Below are 15780 nucleotides of genomic sequence, written 5' to 3'. Positions count from 1 at the left end.
CACCGATCCTGCCATGGCGTATCCGGCCATCGATGCGGCCACGGAGCGGGCGGGACGCAACGGCTGCGGCCGCAGCGCGAGCTCAGGCCGCCGGCGGCGCGGGCGGGACGCAACGGCTGCGGCCGCAGCGCGAGCTCAGCGCGCCAGCCCCTCCAGCTGACGCCGGAACTCGACGCATGGGTCGGGCCGCGCGATCGCCGGCGTGAACCAGAAATAATCGAAGGGGCGCGGGTCGTCGCCGAAGGCGGCGGCGTAGTCCTGCGGATGCTCGAGATTCTCGGCGACCTCGAGGAAAGCCACCGACACCACGCGAAGCTGCGGCCACTGGTGCCGCAGATAGAGTGGAACACCGCGGTCCCGCCGCACGTGCCCGAAGCCGGCGATGAGCACGCAGGATCCGTCGCTGTCGCCGACGTCGCGCCTCGCTTCGCTGGCGACACCGGCCGCTGACGCCGGGCCGTCGCGCGTCGCCGCCACGCCGCACGCATCGGCCAGCGCCGCGGCCATATGCGCGTCGCGGTGGCGCTGCATCAGGATCATCGCCTCCGTCATGCGCCCGCTGGCGTGCCCGCAATGGGCTTCGGCAATCTCCTGCGCCATCTCGTTGCGCAGGCGCTGCGGCAGCGGCACTGCGATCTCGTCGAGCAGATTCGGATCCCGCAGCCGCGCACGCGACAGATTGGCGGCGCGGATGCTTAGCCCCTCCTGCAGCGCGACCTCGAACACCGGCCGGTAGATCTCGAACGGCGGCCACCCGCTGCGGCTCCACTGCACCGCGACGTCCAGCTGCTCCGCGTCGCCCCGCCGCTGCAGGACCTCGTCCACGGCCGGCTGGTCCTCGAAATCCAGCTGCTCGAACGCCACGGCCGGCCGTCGGCGCCGCTCGACCAGCCTCTGCAGCACCCACGCCTGGAGCTGGTGATGGTCGGGATTGTCGTGCTGCTCGCCGAGCAGCACCGCATCTGCGCTGCCGGCAACACGCACCAGATGGTCGGGCGAGACGAATTTTTGACGCGCCACATCCCAGAGTTTTCCTGACAAGCTATGCTGATCGCCGGTGACAGAGGGCAAAACGGCAGGCGAAGCGGTGCACGCGCTCACCCAGAGGGAGAGGACGATGATTGCGACGGCGCTCGGGCGCTTGCCGCGCAGGCGCCGTTTCCAGCTGTGGCCGCCATCGGAGAAGCGCATGGAGCGCACGGGCGCTCGCCAGGAGCGGCGGCCGTGAACCTGCCGGCCGTCCTGCGGTCCATGGTCGCAAGCGAGCAGCCGGTCGAGGCGACCGCGGCGCGAGCGACCACGCGCGACGATGGCGCTGAAAAAGAGAGTGCCGGCCTGTCGCGGCCGCATCGGGTCGTCGTCATCGGCGGCGGCTTTGCCGGCTTGCACGTGGCGCGCGAGCTCGCCGACACCGACGTGCACGTCACCATCCTGGACAAACGGAACTTCCATCTCTTCCAGCCGCTGCTCTACCAGGTAGCCACGGGCGCGCTCTCGCCCGGCGACATCGCCGCGCCGCTGCGCGAGGTCCTGCGCGAGCGCCGCAACGTCACGGTCCTGCTCGGCGAGGTCGTCGACATCGATCTGGACGAGCGTGTCGTGCGCACGGCCGAGGACACCGTTGCCTACGACTCGTTGATCGTAGCCACCGGCATGGTCAACAACTACTTCGGCCACGCCGAATGGGAAGACCTGGCGCCGGGTCTCAAGTCGATCGAGGACGCGACCGAGATCCGGTCGCGCATGCTGCTGGCCTTCGAGCTCGCCGAACGCACGCGCGACCTGGTCGAGCGCCAGGCGCTGCTGACGTTCGTCGTCGTGGGCGGCGGAGCCACCGGAGTGGAAATGGCCGGCGCCATCGCCGAGATCGCGGCGGACACGCTGCGAAGCGAGTTTCGCAACATCGCCCGCGAGTCGGTGCGCGTCCTCCTGGTCGAAGGGGCCGGCCGCGTGCTGACCGCATTTCCCGAGCGCCTCTCCGCCAGCGCCGAGCAGATGCTCGTGCGCATGGGCGTGGAGCTGCGCATGCACACGCTGGTCAAGGCCATCGACGAGACCGGCGTGACGGTCGAGCACGGCGGCGCGCAGGAGCGCATCGCGTCGCGAGCGATCGTGTGGGCCGCCGGCGTTCGCGGTCATCCGTTGGCCGCCCGCCTGGCCGAGCAGACCGGTGCCACGTTGTCGCGCCAGGGCACCGTCGCCGTGGAGCCGGACCTGACGTTGCCCGGCCATCCCGAGGTGTTCGTCGCCGGCGATCTCGCCTACCTCGTCCAGGACGACCGGCCGCTGCCCGGCGTGGCACAGGTGGCGATCCAGCAGGGGCGTTACGCAGCACGCATGGTGCTGGCACGGCTTGCCGGACGCTCGCTGCCGCCGTTCCGCTACGAAGATCGCGGAGCGATGGCCACGATCGGCCGCGCCAAGGCGATCGCGCAGATCGGTCGGCTGCACCTGGCCGGCTTCACGGCGTGGCTGGCGTGGCTGTTCGTCCACCTGATGTTTCTGGTCGGCTTCGAGAACCGTGTCCTGGTCCTGTTCCAGTGGGCCTGGTACTACGTCTGGCGACGTCGAAGCGCGCGGCTGATCACGTCGTACGATCGACGTCCCGTTTGACGCGGCGGGTTCCATGCCCGCGCGCATCCAACCGACCGCATTCCGCCTCGACGTCGCACGGCGGGCGCGGATGCGCGCTCAGCGCACGCGCTCCAGATACTGCCCGGTAGCCGTATCGACGCGCACCCTCTCTCCCTCCTTGACGAACGGCGGCACGCTGACCATCAGGCCCGTCTCCAGCTTGGCCGGCTTGGGGCTGTTGGAGGCGGTGGCGCCGCGCATTTCCGGCGAAGTCTCGACCACGGTCAGCTCGATGATGGGCGGCGGCTTGATGCCGATCGGACGCCCTTCGAACGTCTCCACCTCGATCGAAGTGCCGTCGACGAGGTAGTAGACGTTGTCGCCGAGCTCCTCGGCCGACAGGGAGATCTGCTCGTACGTCTCGGTGTTCATGAAGTGGAAATCGTCGCCCTCTCTGTACAGGAACTGCATGTCGTGCTGCTCGAGGGTGACGCGCTCGATGGTCTCGGTGGAGCTGAAGCGGGCTTCGGTGGAGAGGCCGGTCTTGACGTTGCGCAGCCTGGCCTGCACGAACGCCCGCAGGTTGCCCGGGGTGCGATGCTGGAAGTCGAGCACGCGATGCGGTGCACCGTTGTACATGATGACGTAGCCGCGGCGGATCTCGCTGGCGTTCATAGGAAAGCTGCCTCCTGCGATTTGGCCCGGTGCCTGTTGCGGGCAGCCGAACGGTCCCGATGACGGGTGAAGTCGAGGCGAACAATACACGAGTTTGCGGGCAGGAAAAGCGTGCGATTGCGCAGCATCCATGGCGGCGGCACGCGCGCGGCCGCTGGCCGTCGCCAACGCGTCGCAGGTAGCGCCCGCCGCTGCCGGCGCTGGCGCCGCCTCCGGCCGCGGAATACAACGACGGCATGAGCGAGACGATCGAGCTGCTGCAGTTTCCCTTCTCGCACTACAACGAGAAGGTGCGCTGGACGCTGGACTACAAGCGCATCGCGCACGTTCGCATCAACTATCTGCCGGGCCCGCATGCGCCGCAGATCAAGAAGCTGACCGGGCAGACTGCGGTGCCGGTCGTGCGCACCGACGGCAAAGTGGTGGCGGGATCGGCGCGCATCATCGACATGATCGAGCGCAGCCATCCCTCTCCGCCGCTGTACCCAGCCGACGCGGCCGACCGCGAGGAGGCCCTGGCCATCCAGCAGCGCTTCGATGACGAGCTCGGCCCGGCCGTTCGCCGCCTGGTGTTCAAGGCGCTGCTCGACGACGAGCCCGACTACATCCCGCGCATGTTCTCCGTGGGGAAGCCCGAGTGGAAGCGCGCCCTGTACCGCGGGATGTTCCCGCTCGTGCAGGGCCTGCTGCGCAAGGCCAACGGCGTGACGTCCGAGCAGGTTGCGGTCGCCGAGAAGACCGTCGAGAGCCTGCTCGATTTCATTGCCGGGAAGACCTCCCGCACGGGCCAGATGGTCGGCGACGGTTTCACCATCGCCGATCTGACCGGCGCCGCGCTGCTGGCGCCGATGGTCGCCGTCACTCATCCCGACATGGCCAAGCCGGAGCCGCTGCCGAAGGCCGCACGCGTTCTGCTGCAGCGCTACGAGCGACATCCGGCCGTCCTGTGGGTGCACGAGCAGTATCGGAAGCACCGGCCGCCCTCCTGCGGCACGGTGGTCGCGTAAGCGCGCGGTGCCGGAGACGAAGGTCGCGGCCGGCGCCGTCGAGCTGCATCAGTTCCGTTATTCGCACTACAACGAGAAGGCGCGCTGGGCGCTCGACTACAAGCGCATCGCGCATCGGCGCATCGACTATCTGCCGGGGCCGCACGCGTTCTTCCTGCCGCGCCTGAGCGGGCAGCGCGCGACGCCCGTGCTCAAAGTCGGCGGCAAGACCCTTGCGGGCTCGGCGGCGATCGTGGCCGAGCTCGAGCGGCGCTTTCCGGAGCGGCCGCTGTATCCGGCCGATGCGGCGGCACGGGCCGAGGCGCTCGCGCTGGAGCGCCGGTTCGACGAAGAGCTCGGCCCGGCCAGCCGCCGCATGGTCTACGACGGCATGCTGTCGACGCCGCAGTACATCGCCACCATGTTCTCGCAAGGCAGACCCGCGCTGCAGCGGGCGCTCTACCTCGGCGCGATGCCGCTGATCAAGGAGCTGATGCGCTCCGGAAACGGCGTCACTGCCGAGTCGGTCGCGCAGGCGGAGAAGACGGTCGGCGAGTTCCTGGACTTCATCGGCGGCAAGAGTGCGCGCACCGGCTACCTCGTCGGCGGGACGTTCACGATCGCCGACCTTGCAGCAGCCGCGCTGATGAGCCCGGTCCTGCGCATCACGCATCCGGATGTCGCCAAGCCCGAGCCGATGCCGCGACGCCTGTGCGAGATCGTCGCGCGTTTCGACTCCCATCCGGCGGCGGCGTGGGTGCACGAGCAGTACCGCCGGCACCGGCAGTGATGCAGGTGGAGGCCGCGACTCGCGCGATGCCCGACGGTGGCGCGCGAGTGTGACGGCTGGCGGCACGCATGCCGCAAGCCGCGCCGCCCGGTCATCGATGCATTGCGCGCTACGCTTCCACCACCCCCACGATCAGCATGCCCACCAGCGCCGTCATGCTGATGCCGAAGCTGATCGAGCGCGGGATCTGCGCGCCGGCGTAGTAGCACAGCATGTGCGCGACGCGCGCCACCAGATACACCCACGCCAGAGTGTTCATCCACCACGGCGAGGCACCCGACAGCACGCCGAACAGCGCCAGGAGAATGAAGGCGGCAATGCTCTCGTTGATGTTCGCGTGCGCGCGCGTGGCGCGAAACAGGAAGTTGCCGTGGTCGGCGGTGACGGTGGAGCCTGGAACGTGCCCCGTACGAATGCCGGCCACGTCCAGCACGACGAGCTGAAGCAGGATCAGCGCGCCCGTCATTCCCATCGCCCAGACCGTCGCTGCGTACGGCGCGATCCAATCGTGCATTCCCGACCTCCCGTGTCACGAGCCGCTTGCGGCTCGCCAATGCGAAGTTTTCGTGACCGACCTGTGACGCGTCAGTCGAGCGCCCGGCGAATGGCGTCCAGCACGCGCTCGGGATGCGAGCGTACGGCGTAGTCGGTGGCCTGGTCAATCCAGCGCACCGTTCCGTGCGCATCGACCAGGATCGTGGTGGGGATCGGAAGCTTGCGGATGCCGCTCGGCGTGATGCCGCGATGGTTGACCAGGTTGTACCTGGCCGTCACCGACAGCTTCGGGTCGGCCAGCAGCTTGATGCGCGCGCCGTGCTTGTGCCGTCCGGCGCGGAGCTGCTCGGGCGTGTCCATGCAGATGGCGACGAGCGCGATGCCGCGCCGGTCCAGCTCCGGCCTCAGATCTTCCCATCGCCGCAACTCGGCGACACAGAACGGTCACCAATGACCTCGGAAGAACTTGAGCAGGTAGGGCCGGCCCGCGAGCGCGTCGATGTCGAAAGGCTGCCCGTGTTCGTCCGGTGCGACGAAGCGCAGGATCGGGCGCCCCAGGCGTACGGCGATCTCGCGGCGCGACTGCCGGCCCAGCGCCAGCAGGAGCAGGAACATCGCGCCGGCGGCCATGGCGATCCACGCGGCGATGGCCGCGGCCGTGCCTGGATCGCCGCGCAGCGCCAGTGCGGCCAGAGCGACGGAAACCGCAACGAGCGCGAGCACCTTCGGCCGGCCCTCGCCCACCCGGACCTGGTCGATCAGCCGCCACCACCAGAGCCCGGCTGCAACGGCTGCCGCCAGGGAAAAACAGGCGAGGATCGCACTGGCCGTCATATTTACGTACGCTGTACCTAAATCGTATCCGGAGCAAGCCGCCGTGGGCCGACCGCCAAAGTTCTCTCGCCAGCGCCTCCAGGACGCCGCCCTGGCCATCGTCGACGAGAAAGGCTCCGGCGCGCTCTCGATGCGCGTGCTCGCCGCCGCTCTCGGCACCGGTCCGATGACGCTCTACAACCACGTCGCCGGCCGCGAGGATCTCGACGTGCTGGTGGTCGATGCGGTGCTCTCGCGGGCGCGCTGGTCACGGCAACCAGACGCGGACTGGCGCGCGGAAGTGCGCGAGATCGCGCTTGCCGGATGGCGCGCGGTACGCGAGCACCCGCGCGCCATCCCGCTGATCCTGACGCGTCGCACGCGCTCGACGGCGGCGCTCGAGATGGCCGAGGCGCTGCTGGCGGCGCTCGCGCGCAGCGGCTGCCGCGGCCGGCGCCTTCTCGTCGCCTTCCGTGCGGTCATGGCATGCATCATGGGATTCGCCCAAGGCGATCTTGCCGGACCGCTGGCGGCTGCCGCCTCCGAGAACGCCGCCGAGGTCCTTGCCAGGGTGCTGTCGCTGCCGCCCGACCGCTTCGCGCATCTGATCGAGATCGCCGCGGCCGCGCGCGACAGCAGCGCCGAGGAAGAGTTTCTGGGCGGCCTGGATCTGCTGCTTGCGGGGCTGGAGGCGCAGCCCGCAGCGTCGTGACGAGACGCATCGCCACGGCCGCTTTTGCGGCCGCAGGAATTGGCAATGGCGTGCCAATTTCCGGCCTCCGCGCGCGCGGCGGCCAAAGCACCTTGGCGGCCATGGCGCATGTGCCACACTCGTTGCGGGGAGGGCGGACCACGCGCGGCCGCAAGGCCTGGAGGTACGCCCGTGTCGGAGCCATCGAAGCGATCGTCGCTCGCCGCTGCCCTCTCGATGCTGCTTTGGCGGTCGGCTTCGGCCGCTGCGTTCCCGGCGCCGCCGCCGCTCGCCGCCGCGGCTGCGTCTGCGATCGTGCTGCTGCTCGCCGGCGGACACGCCGCGGCGTTCCAGCGCACCGAAGTGCGCGAGCCATGCGGCGGCCGCGATCCTTCCAGCTACTCGCCGAGCGAACGCCGGCCATTCTTCGGCGAGCTGCACATCCATACGAGCTACTCGCTCGACGCGTTCGTCTTCAACGTCCGCAACGATCCGCGCGCATCCTACGACTTCGCACGGGGGATGCCGCTGACCAACGGCATCCACACGCTGCAGCTGGATCGTCCGCTCGACTTCGCCGCCGTCACCGATCACGCCGAAGGCTTCGGGCCCTCCTACATCTGCGCGACGCCGGGAACGACGGGCTACGAAGCCGCCGAATGCGTCGCCTTCCGCAACGAGACGCCGGTGCCGCCGCGCTTCACGCTGCTGGCATTGATCGCCACCGTCGGCGGCGCGCGGCCGATCAATCTGCCGATGTGCAGCGAGCCGGGCGTGGACTGCGACGGCGCCGCCGCCTCGGTCTGGCTCGACACGCAGGCGGCAGCCGAGGAAGCGTACGATCGGACGCAGGCGTGCCGCTTCACCAGCTTCGTCGGCTACGAGTGGACGCCCATGCCGGGCGCGGCCAACCTCCACCGCAACGTCATCTTCCGCAACGAGCGCGTGCCCGAGAAACCGATCGACTACTTCGAGACCGAGACGTGGGAAGCGACGCGGCTGTGGGAGCTGCTGCGCGAGCGCTGCCTGGAGCGCGACGGCGGCGTGCTCGGCGTGGGCAGCGGCTGCGACGTCCTGACCATTCCGCACAACTCCAATCTGAGCGAAGGCCTGATGTTTCCCGACCCCGCCGACACCGACATCGCGCGCGAGCGCCAGCTCTTCGAGCCGCTCGTCGAGGTCATCCAGCACAAGGGATCCTCGGAGTGCCGCTTCGATCCGTTCTACGGGTACGGCACCGACACCACCGACGAACAGTGCGCCTTCGAGCTGCTCGACATGCTGACGCTCTTTCCCTTGCCCGGCCCCTCCACGCCCAAGCCGCCCGAATCGTTCGCGCGCCGCGCGTACATCCGCAACGTGCTCAAGGACGGCCTCGCGCTCGGCGAAGGCCTCGGCGTCAACCCCTTCAAGCTCGGCATGATCGGCAGCACCGACGGTCACGCGGCCGCGCCGGGCAACACGGGCGAGGCCAGCTTTCGCGGCCACGTCGGCACGCAGGACGACACGGCCACCAAGCGCGTCAGCGACGGCAACGGCGTGCGGTTCGGTCCCGGCGGCCTGGCCGTGGTGTGGGCCGAGGAGAACAGCCGCGATTCGCTGTTCGAAGCGATGCAGCGCCGCGAGGCCTACGGCACCAGCGGAACGCGCCCGATCGTGCGCTTCTTCGGCGGCTGGGGCTATCCGGCCGATCTGTGCGAGCGTGCGGACCAGATCGACATTGCCTATGCCGATGGCGTGCCGATGGGCGGCGACCTGCCGCCGGCCACGTCGGCTGCACCGCGCTTCTTCGCAGCCGCGCTCTCCGACAGTATGACCGCCACGCCGCTGCAGCAGATCCAGATCGTCAAGGGCTGGGTCGATGAACGCGGCGCGGTGCACGAGCGCGTCTACGGCGTCGACGGTGGGCCGAGCGATGCGGGCGTCGACCCTGCCACGTGTCAGCGCACCGGCGGCGAGGGACTGACCTCGCGGTGCGTGATGTGGAACGATCCCGAGTTCGATCCGCAGCGGCCGGCCTTCTACTACGCGCGCGTCCTCGAGGAGCCGACGTGCCGCTGGCACACCTTCGACTGCAAGAGCCTCGGCGTCGACCCTTTTGCCAGCGACTGCGCGAGCAAGGCGCTCAGTGCGGTACCCGGCAGCAACCTCTCCGATTGCTGCCGGCTTCGGCCGACGGTGCAGGAACGGGCGTGGACTTCGCCGATCTGGTACGAGCCGCGCCAGGCCCCGCTGCAGCCATGCGCCGAGTCGTGCCTGACGTCGCCGGCAGCCGCGTGCGAGATGCCGCAGCCTTCGCAGGCCGCGCAGCTCACGATCGACGACGATGCCGACAACGATCGCAGAGACCGCCTGCAGTGGCGCTGGTCGGGCGAGTTGGCTGACGGCGGCTTCGGCGACCCGACCGATGCCACGTCGCTCGCGCTGTGCGTATACGACGGCGACGCCGAGCTCGTTGCCAGCGCGTGCGCCGAAGCCGCCGGAGTGTGCGATGGCAAGCCGTGCTGGAAGGCGGCCGGCTCCGGCTACACCTACGCCGATCCCAACCACACGCCCTACGGCATCGATCGAATCGTGCTCAAGGCCAGGAACGGCCGCGGAAAGATCCTGCTCAAGGCGCGCGGCGGCAATCTCGGCATGCCCGCACTCCCGATGACGCTGCCCGCAACGGTGCAGCTGCGCAGCAGCGACGGCGCGTGCTGGGAGGCCGAGTATCCGTCGGCGCGCACGAACGATCCGACCGGGCTGCGCGCGAAGTCGCGGTGATCATGCGCGCGTTGCTGCGAAGACCGCTGGTGCACTTTCTCGTCCTCGGCGCCGTCGCGCTGGCTGCGCGGCCGTGGGCTGCGGAGGTGGCGGCGCGCGCGGCCGGTGGGAGGGAACGCATCGTCATCGGTGCGGAGCGGCGCGAGGCTCTGCGCGTGCAACTGGCCGGCGTCGCGGGTCGAGAAGTTGCCGAGACGCAGGAGCGCGAGGAGATCGAGCGGCTCGTCGATGAGGAAATTCTCTACCGCGAGGCCCTGGCGCGCGGCGTGGACCGCGACAACACCATCGTGCGCGAGCGTGTCGTGGAGAGCATGCGCGCGCTTACCGGCAGCAAAATCGTCGATGAGGAGGCGCTCTTCCAGCAGGGGGTGGCGCTCGGGATCGATCGCAGCGACCTCGTCATCCGCCGGCACCTGGCGGCAACGATGCGGCTGCTCGTGACGGCGCCGGCGCGCATGGAGCCGGTGCGGGACACCGATCTGGCGGCGCTTCTCGAACGCGATTCTGCGCGGATGCGGCTGCCGGCGCGCACGTCGCTGACGCACGTCTTCGTCAGCTCCCGGCGCGGCGCCCAGCAGGCGCAGGCCGCTGCCGAGCGCATGCTCGAGCGGCTGCGCGGCGGCGAGGCTGCGGCGAGGGACTCGGGGCCGATGCGCGGTCGCAGGAACACGGCCGATGAGCGAATGGTCGAGCGGGACGGCGGCGGCAAGGATGCGGCGACCGACGCCGACGCAGGCGATCCGTTCATGCTGGGCTCGGGCATGCGCGAGCGCACCGATGTCGACCTGGATGCGACCTTCGGTGCCGGCTTTGCCGCCGCCGTCGCCGCCGCTCCCGTCGGTACCTGGATTGGGCCGGTACGATCCGCCTACGGACTGCACCTGGTGCGCGTCGATGCGCGCATCGCCAGCGAGGTGCCGTCGCTCTCGGCGGTGCGCGAGAGCCTGACGGCGCGGCTTCAGCACGAGCGATCGCAGGAGCGGCTGCGCGCGTGGCTTCGCCGGAAGCGCGACCACTACGCCGTGGTTATCGAGGAGCCGCGCCGGGAAGAGTCGACTCGCCTTGCCGCGCTGCCGGTGCAGCGGCTCGACGTGCCGGCGGCGGCAGCGATCGTCGGGGACTGAGGATGGAGACGTCGCGCGAAAACATCATGGCTGCGTCCGTGCAGAACATCGCATCCGCCGCGCTGCTGTCGGCCCTGCTGATGTCGGGTGCCGTGGCGTCGGCGCATCCGCTGGCGCCTTCGCTGCTGGAGCTGCGCGAACGCGCCGACGGCCTCGTCGACGCTCGCTGGCGAACGCCGACCCAGCGCGCGCCGGGCAGCGAGCTGGCGCCGCTGCTGCCGGCGCGGTGCGCGGTGGCGGACCACGGCGGAGTCTCGATCGACGGCTCGATGACGGAAGCTGCCTGGACGCTGCAGTGCGGCGAGGCTGGCATCCGCGGCGGGCGCGTCGGCGCGCGAGGCATTGCAGGCAGCGGGGCCGATGTCCTCCTGCGTGTCCAGATGGACGATGGGCGCACCGTGCAGGCGATCCTGACCGCCGATGCTCCGTCCATGGACATTCCCGCGCGGCAGACGCGATGGCAGACTGCTGCGCACCATCTGCAGCTCGGCCTGTCGCACATCGCGGGCGGCCGGGACCATCTGCTGTTCGTGCTCGCGCTGATGATGCTGGTGCCGGCGGGGATGCTGCTCCTCAAGACCATCACCGCGTTCACGCTCGGGCACAGCGTGACCTTGTCGCTGGCCGCGCTGGGCATCGTGCACGTGCCGCAGGCGCTGGCCGAGGTCGCGATCGCGGCAAGTCTGCTCGTCCTCGCCTGCGAGCTGGCGCGAGGCGGAAGCGCGCGAGACAGCGAGGCGCAAGACACCGTGCTGCGGCGGCATCCCTGGCCGGTGGCGGCCTCGTTCGGCTTGCTGCACGGGCTCGGCTTTGCCGGCGCGCTGTCGGAGGCGGGGCTGCCCGGCGGCGAAATTCCGCTGGCGCTGGCGAGCTTCAACGCAGGCATCGAGCTCGGTCAGATCGCGCTGGTCGCAGTGGTGCTGGCGGTGCAGGCGCTGCTGGCACGCGTCGAGCTTCCGGCGCTGCGCCCGGTGCCGATCTACCTCATCGGCTCGTGCGCCGCTTTCTGGCTGCTCGAGCGTGCGGCGGCGCTTGTCTGAAACCCCCGGCTCCACCTGGTGGACGACATCGTCCGCTCGCCGCGCAGTTGCAGCGCCTCCGGCAAGCACGCAAGCTGCCCCGCGGACGAAACACATGCCGCTGAACGCGATCGCAGTGACCACGCTCATGGCCGCGCTCCACGCGTCGGTGCTCACTGCCCATGCGGCCGTAGCGGCATCGACGACGTCGACTGCTCCCGCCCCCACCATGACGACCACGACGGCTGCTGCACCGGCCACGACACTCCAGAGAACCACCACGACGACATCGACGACGACCACATTGCCGGCAGCGCCCGACTGTCCCTACGTTCAACTGGTCGGCGGCGTTACCTGGACGTGTGCCATTCGCGAGGACGGAGCTCTCGACTGTTGGGGGATAGATTTCCACTTGCACGGTGATGAACGCCCTATCCCGGGTCGCTACGTGGATCTCTTCGTCCGAGATTTGCGATTTTGCGGACGCCGGATCGACGGAAGCTTTGCGTGTTGGCAAAGCGCGCCCAATGCCGAGCCCTTGCCGAAAGACGTCACCGGGATCGTTCTCGGATACATTCACGGCTGTGGCCTGCGTCAGGACGGAACCGTCCGGTGCTGGGGCAGATGGTCGGATGCCTCTGACGATTTGCCGCCAGGCCATTTCGTGGAGTTGTCGGCTGGCTCGCGTTTTTCGTGTGGTCGTCGGCCCGACGGAACGGTCCAGTGCTGGGGGAACGGTGAGCTCGGGCGCACGCTGGCGCCGTCAGGCGCGTTCGTTGCCATCGAAACGCGATACAATACTACCTGCGGCCTGCGTCCGAACGGCCAGCCTGAGTGCTGGGGAGCCAATGACTACGGTCAAGCATCCCCTCCGGAAGATTCGTTCGAGCAACTGGCCATGAGCTACATGTATGGATGCGGCCTTCGCGCGGATGGCAGCGCTCGCTGCTGGGGTTCGGTGCCCACCAACGAAATGCCGAACGAGAAGTTCACCCAGCTTGCGACCACCCTCGACGAAATCTGCGGGCTTCGAGCCGACGGCACCGTACTGTGCTGGGGAAGGCCCAGCTCGGGACGCTCGCGGCCCTCTCCTAGTCAATGCGAATCGTCCGTATGCGGTGATGGAATCGTTGGCTCGAACATCATGGAGGCTTGTGACGATGGCGATACGGCTTCGCGCGGCGACTACTGCGATCCGTACTGCGCGCTCACACGATGTGGCAAGCCCACCTACGGCGACGGCCGTCCTTCGACTACCGATGCCCTGTTCATCCTTCTCGCCGGCCTGGGCATCCATCATTGCGCTCTGCAGGCGTGTGACACCGACGGCAGCGGAAGCATCGCGGTTTCCGATGCTCTTCGTGTCCTTCGCCATTCGGTCGGGCACTTCGTAGAGTATTCATGTCCGAGCCAGTGACGAGGCCGACCGCCTGCGCGCCCGATGATCACGGCGTGACGGTGCGACTGCTCACGCAGTGCTCGGAAGGAGTTGTATGAAGAATCGAGACCTGACCCGCACCTACACGCGCGCGCAGTTCGCTGCCAAGCTTCGCCGGCTCGCCGATTCCATCGAATCGGGCGACGCTTTTACCATCCAGGTAGCCGGCGAGAGGCTTCGCGTCCCGGCGGATGTCACGTTCAACATCGAGCACGAGCGGTCCGGATCGAGCGAAGAGCTCGAGTTCCAGCTTCTCTGGGCGCGTGAGTAGCTGCCGCCGCACCGTCTCGGGACACGAGCGGACGAATCCGCTTGCGGCGCCGACCTCGTGCGGCTTCCGATAGCTATTGCGAGCGCGTGCAGACGCCGAGCCGGCAACTGCAGGCGGTGGTGCAGTTCTGCGGCGGATTGCAGACTGTGGCTCCCGTGACCCCATCCTGCGTGCACTGCGGTGTGTCGCACGTGACTTCACAGATCGGATCGGTGCAGTCGACCTCGCACTCGGCGGTGCTCGAGCAGCCGTCCGAAACCATGTCCTCGCAGCTGATCTCGCACTCGGGTGCCTCGCAAAGGATCGCCCAGTCACGCTCCTGCGAGCCGGCGACCGCCGAGCAGTCGATTCCGTTCTTGCCGGCAATCTCGCGGAAGTCGCCCGGGACGGCAGCCTCGCAGACTGGTGGCGTGCCCGAGCTCTCGCGGTCCAACCAGTAACACAGCGGTGGCCTGCAGGTGGTGGTGCAGGTGGGCGTGTCGACGAAGCAGCCGAACGTCGAGCCGCAGGGATGAATCGAAGGCCAATTGTTGCACTTGGTATAGCACCGCGCCTCGCCGCAGATGCCTTGGCAGGTGGGACAGGCCTGGTCGCCGCACTGGTCGTCACCGCAGCTGATCCCGCAGTTCGGCGGCTCGCAGATCGGATCGCAGACCGGAGGCGGCAGCGTGCACGTGGTGCTGGCGTTGGTGGTGCCGCAGGTGCACGACGGAGGATCGCAGTGCCAGCGGTTGCCTCGCAGCACGCAGGTGCCCGTGTCGAGGGGATCGCACTGCTGGTCGCAGACCGCGTCGGGGCAGACTGGCGACGGAATGCCTGGCGGAAGCGCCCCTGCGTCGCAGCTTGCCGCGCCTGCCAGCGCGGCGTTGCAGGTGACGGGATCGAGACCGAGGTCGCCCCCGCCTACTTCCTCGGCCACACTCTGCATGCACGCGTCCAGGAAATTCTGGATCTGTCCGTCATCGCCGGACGTCGGGCACTGGCCGCCCGCCGCCTGCTCGCGGCCTTCCCATTCGACCGCCAGGTCGGAGGCGCACTTTTCGAGATCTTTTGCGTATTTCTTGCCGTTGCCCGACCGGATGTGCGCCTTCTCGGCGGCGGCGATGCACTTGGCGTACTTGCCGGCGAGCTGATTCTTGGCCGCCTCGCAGATGTCCGCGGCCGGCGCTGCGGCGGCCGCGGGCACCGCCATCAGCATGATGGCCGCAGCAGTCAAGAGCAGGCGGCGCATCGCCGCGTCGAGTTGGCCGCGCGTCGTCAGGCCATGGGCTTGCCGAGTACTACACATGCGCGGGCTTCTATGTGGCCTCCCTGCGGTGGTCAAGGGGTGCGGCAGCGTTGATCCACGTCGCGGCAGAGTCCGACCTGGGCGACCGCATCCATGCCGCCTTTCCTCAGCGAAACATCAGGAAATACTGGTGCGGCAGGAAATCGTCGGTGGGTACCTGCTCGAAGCCTGCGGCGCGCATCTCTTCGAGGACCTTCTCGCGCGCCAGCTTGTGATCCTCGTCCTGCGGTCCAACCGGCTGCTTGCCCGCCTTCCATTCGACGATGGCGACGCGGGCGCCGGGGCGCAGGCTGCGCTTCAGCACCGCCAGGTACTGGCGGCGCGCATCGATGTGATGGTAGGCGTCGACAAAGAGGGCGACGTCGATGGACGAAGCCGGCAGACGCGGATTGTCCTTCGAGCCCAGCACGGGGACCACGTTGGCGGTCTTCTCGGCCTCCGCGCGGTCGCGCATGTGCTCGACGAGGTTCGGCTCCACCTCCACGACGAACACGGTTCCTTGCTCGCCGACGGCGGCCGACAGGCGCCGCGACAGGTAACCGGTGCCGGCGCCGATGTCGGCGACGTTCATGCCCGGCTGCAGCCCGAGCGCCCCCACCAGCTCGTCGGGCTTCTGCCACTCGTCGCGCGCCGGGTCATCGAACACCGACTTCCAATGCTCGACGTCGTCGAAACGCCGATGGCTGGTGGCACCGTCGCCGTGCTTGCCGCCGCGGTCGGCGCCACGAGCCGCAATTGCCGCGGGCGTCCCGTCATCGCCGGTTCCCCTTCCTTGGCCGGCGATCGCAATGCCGGCGCATGCCATGAGCACGGCGCCCGCGAGGAAGGCACGCATGGAAGTGATCGCCAT

At 69.0% G+C, this 15780-nt stretch carries 15 protein-coding genes and 1 pseudogene; 9 read left to right on the top strand and 7 right to left on the bottom strand.

The genetic code is table 11. The features are described from left to right. Positions 1-135: 135 nt before the first annotated feature. Positions 136-1020: a ChaN family lipoprotein gene (locus VEC57_17280; GenBank protein ID HYC00889.1), complete on the bottom strand. Its 885-nt coding sequence runs from the start codon at positions 1018-1020 to the stop codon at positions 136-138. Positions 1021-1224: 204 nt separating this feature from the next. Between VEC57_17280 and VEC57_17275 the strand changes: the two genes are divergently transcribed. Beyond that, entirely contained in the window at positions 1225-2613 is a 1389-nt protein-coding gene (locus tag VEC57_17275; GenBank protein ID HYC00888.1) for an NAD(P)/FAD-dependent oxidoreductase, read from the top strand. A 78-nt stretch (positions 2614-2691) separates the two neighbouring features. On the opposite strand, the gene efp is transcribed toward VEC57_17275, so the two are convergent. After that, complete coding sequence (efp, locus tag VEC57_17270) at positions 2692-3249, bottom strand: elongation factor P (protein HYC00887.1); 558 nt, start codon at positions 3247-3249, stop codon at positions 2692-2694. 236 nt (positions 3250-3485) lie between these two features. Between efp and VEC57_17265 the strand changes: the two genes are divergently transcribed. Then, positions 3486-4256: a glutathione S-transferase gene (locus VEC57_17265; protein HYC00886.1), complete on the top strand. Its 771-nt coding sequence runs from the start codon at positions 3486-3488 to the stop codon at positions 4254-4256. A gap of 7 nt (positions 4257-4263) precedes the next feature. Continuing rightward, positions 4264-5025 (top strand): glutathione S-transferase family protein, encoded by a 762-nt coding sequence (locus VEC57_17260; GenBank protein HYC00885.1) that lies wholly within the window; start codon positions 4264-4266, stop codon positions 5023-5025. 109 nt (positions 5026-5134) lie between these two features. Here VEC57_17260 and VEC57_17255 read toward each other — a convergent pair whose 3' ends face one another. The 3 genes and pseudogenes from VEC57_17255 to VEC57_17245 all read right to left on the bottom strand — a co-directional run bounded on the left by VEC57_17255 (position 5135) and on the right by VEC57_17245 (position 6354). After that, positions 5135-5539 carry an MAPEG family protein gene (locus VEC57_17255; protein HYC00884.1) on the bottom strand — a complete coding sequence of 135 codons (405 nt, stop codon included), beginning with the start codon at positions 5537-5539 and terminating at the stop codon, positions 5135-5137. Positions 5540-5610: 71 nt separating this feature from the next. Then, positions 5611-5952, bottom strand: a pseudogene (locus VEC57_17250) (redoxin domain-containing protein). A 12-nt stretch (positions 5953-5964) separates the two neighbouring features. Beyond that, on the bottom strand, positions 5965-6354 hold the full coding sequence (locus tag VEC57_17245) for a hypothetical protein (GenBank protein ID HYC00883.1): 390 nt from the start codon (positions 6352-6354) through the stop codon (positions 5965-5967). A gap of 43 nt (positions 6355-6397) precedes the next feature. On the opposite strand from VEC57_17245, the gene VEC57_17240 reads away from it, so the two are divergent. The 6 genes from VEC57_17240 (at position 6398) to VEC57_17215 (ending at position 13642) form a co-directional block, all read left to right on the top strand. Then, positions 6398-7045: a TetR/AcrR family transcriptional regulator gene (locus VEC57_17240; GenBank protein HYC00882.1), complete on the top strand. Its 648-nt coding sequence runs from the start codon at positions 6398-6400 to the stop codon at positions 7043-7045. A 171-nt stretch (positions 7046-7216) separates the two neighbouring features. Continuing rightward, positions 7217-9790, top strand: a complete 2574-nt coding sequence (locus VEC57_17235; protein HYC00881.1) for a DUF3604 domain-containing protein — start codon at positions 7217-7219, stop codon at positions 9788-9790. A gap of 2 nt (positions 9791-9792) precedes the next feature. After that, positions 9793-10914: a peptidyl-prolyl cis-trans isomerase gene (locus tag VEC57_17230; protein ID HYC00880.1), complete on the top strand. Its 1122-nt coding sequence runs from the start codon at positions 9793-9795 to the stop codon at positions 10912-10914. A gap of 26 nt (positions 10915-10940) precedes the next feature. Continuing rightward, positions 10941-11954 carry a HupE/UreJ family protein gene (locus tag VEC57_17225; GenBank protein HYC00879.1) on the top strand — a complete coding sequence of 338 codons (1014 nt, stop codon included), beginning with the start codon at positions 10941-10943 and terminating at the stop codon, positions 11952-11954. Positions 11955-12831: 877 nt separating this feature from the next. Then, complete coding sequence (locus VEC57_17220; protein HYC00878.1) at positions 12832-13350, top strand: hypothetical protein; 519 nt, start codon at positions 12832-12834, stop codon at positions 13348-13350. A 76-nt stretch (positions 13351-13426) separates the two neighbouring features. Beyond that, positions 13427-13642 carry an amphi-Trp domain-containing protein gene (locus VEC57_17215; protein HYC00877.1) on the top strand — a complete coding sequence of 72 codons (216 nt, stop codon included), beginning with the start codon at positions 13427-13429 and terminating at the stop codon, positions 13640-13642. A gap of 73 nt (positions 13643-13715) precedes the next feature. On the opposite strand, the gene VEC57_17210 is transcribed toward VEC57_17215, so the two are convergent. Both VEC57_17210 and VEC57_17205 read right to left on the bottom strand, forming a co-directional pair. Next, positions 13716-14873 (bottom strand): hypothetical protein, encoded by a 1158-nt coding sequence (locus VEC57_17210; protein ID HYC00876.1) that lies wholly within the window; start codon positions 14871-14873, stop codon positions 13716-13718. Positions 14874-15036: 163 nt separating this feature from the next. Next, positions 15037-15780 carry a methyltransferase domain-containing protein gene (locus tag VEC57_17205; protein HYC00875.1) on the bottom strand — a complete coding sequence of 248 codons (744 nt, stop codon included), beginning with the start codon at positions 15778-15780 and terminating at the stop codon, positions 15037-15039.

Source organism: Candidatus Limnocylindrales bacterium (genome assembly GCA_035626395.1).
In the GTDB taxonomy this organism is placed as follows: Bacteria; Desulfobacterota; Binatia; order UBA1149; family CAITLU01; genus DASPNH01.
Note: the sequence above shows the minus strand (reverse complement) of the source record. Positions and strands in the feature narration are given on the sequence as shown.

Excerpts from the sequence above, each read along its gene's own strand:
- VEC57_17215 (HYC00877.1), top strand. The coding sequence starts at position 13,427 with ATGAAGAATCGAGACCTGACCCGCACCTACACGCGCGCGCAGTTCGCT.
- VEC57_17210 (HYC00876.1), bottom strand. The coding sequence starts at position 14,873 with ATGCGCCGCCTGCTCTTGACTGCTGCGGCCATCATGCTGATGGCGGTG.
- VEC57_17230 (HYC00880.1), top strand. The coding sequence starts at position 9,793 with ATGCGCGCGTTGCTGCGAAGACCGCTGGTGCACTTTCTCGTCCTCGGC.
- efp (HYC00887.1), bottom strand. The coding sequence starts at position 3,249 with ATGAACGCCAGCGAGATCCGCCGCGGCTACGTCATCATGTACAACGGT.
- VEC57_17225 (HYC00879.1), top strand. The coding sequence starts at position 10,941 with ATGGCTGCGTCCGTGCAGAACATCGCATCCGCCGCGCTGCTGTCGGCC.
- VEC57_17245 (HYC00883.1), bottom strand. The coding sequence starts at position 6,354 with ATGACGGCCAGTGCGATCCTCGCCTGTTTTTCCCTGGCGGCAGCCGTT.
- VEC57_17220 (HYC00878.1), top strand. The coding sequence starts at position 12,832 with ATGAGCTACATGTATGGATGCGGCCTTCGCGCGGATGGCAGCGCTCGC.
- VEC57_17205 (HYC00875.1), bottom strand. The coding sequence starts at position 15,780 with ATGGCGATCACTTCCATGCGTGCCTTCCTCGCGGGCGCCGTGCTCATG.
- VEC57_17255 (HYC00884.1), bottom strand. The coding sequence starts at position 5,539 with ATGCACGATTGGATCGCGCCGTACGCAGCGACGGTCTGGGCGATGGGA.
- VEC57_17265 (HYC00886.1), top strand. The coding sequence starts at position 3,486 with ATGAGCGAGACGATCGAGCTGCTGCAGTTTCCCTTCTCGCACTACAAC.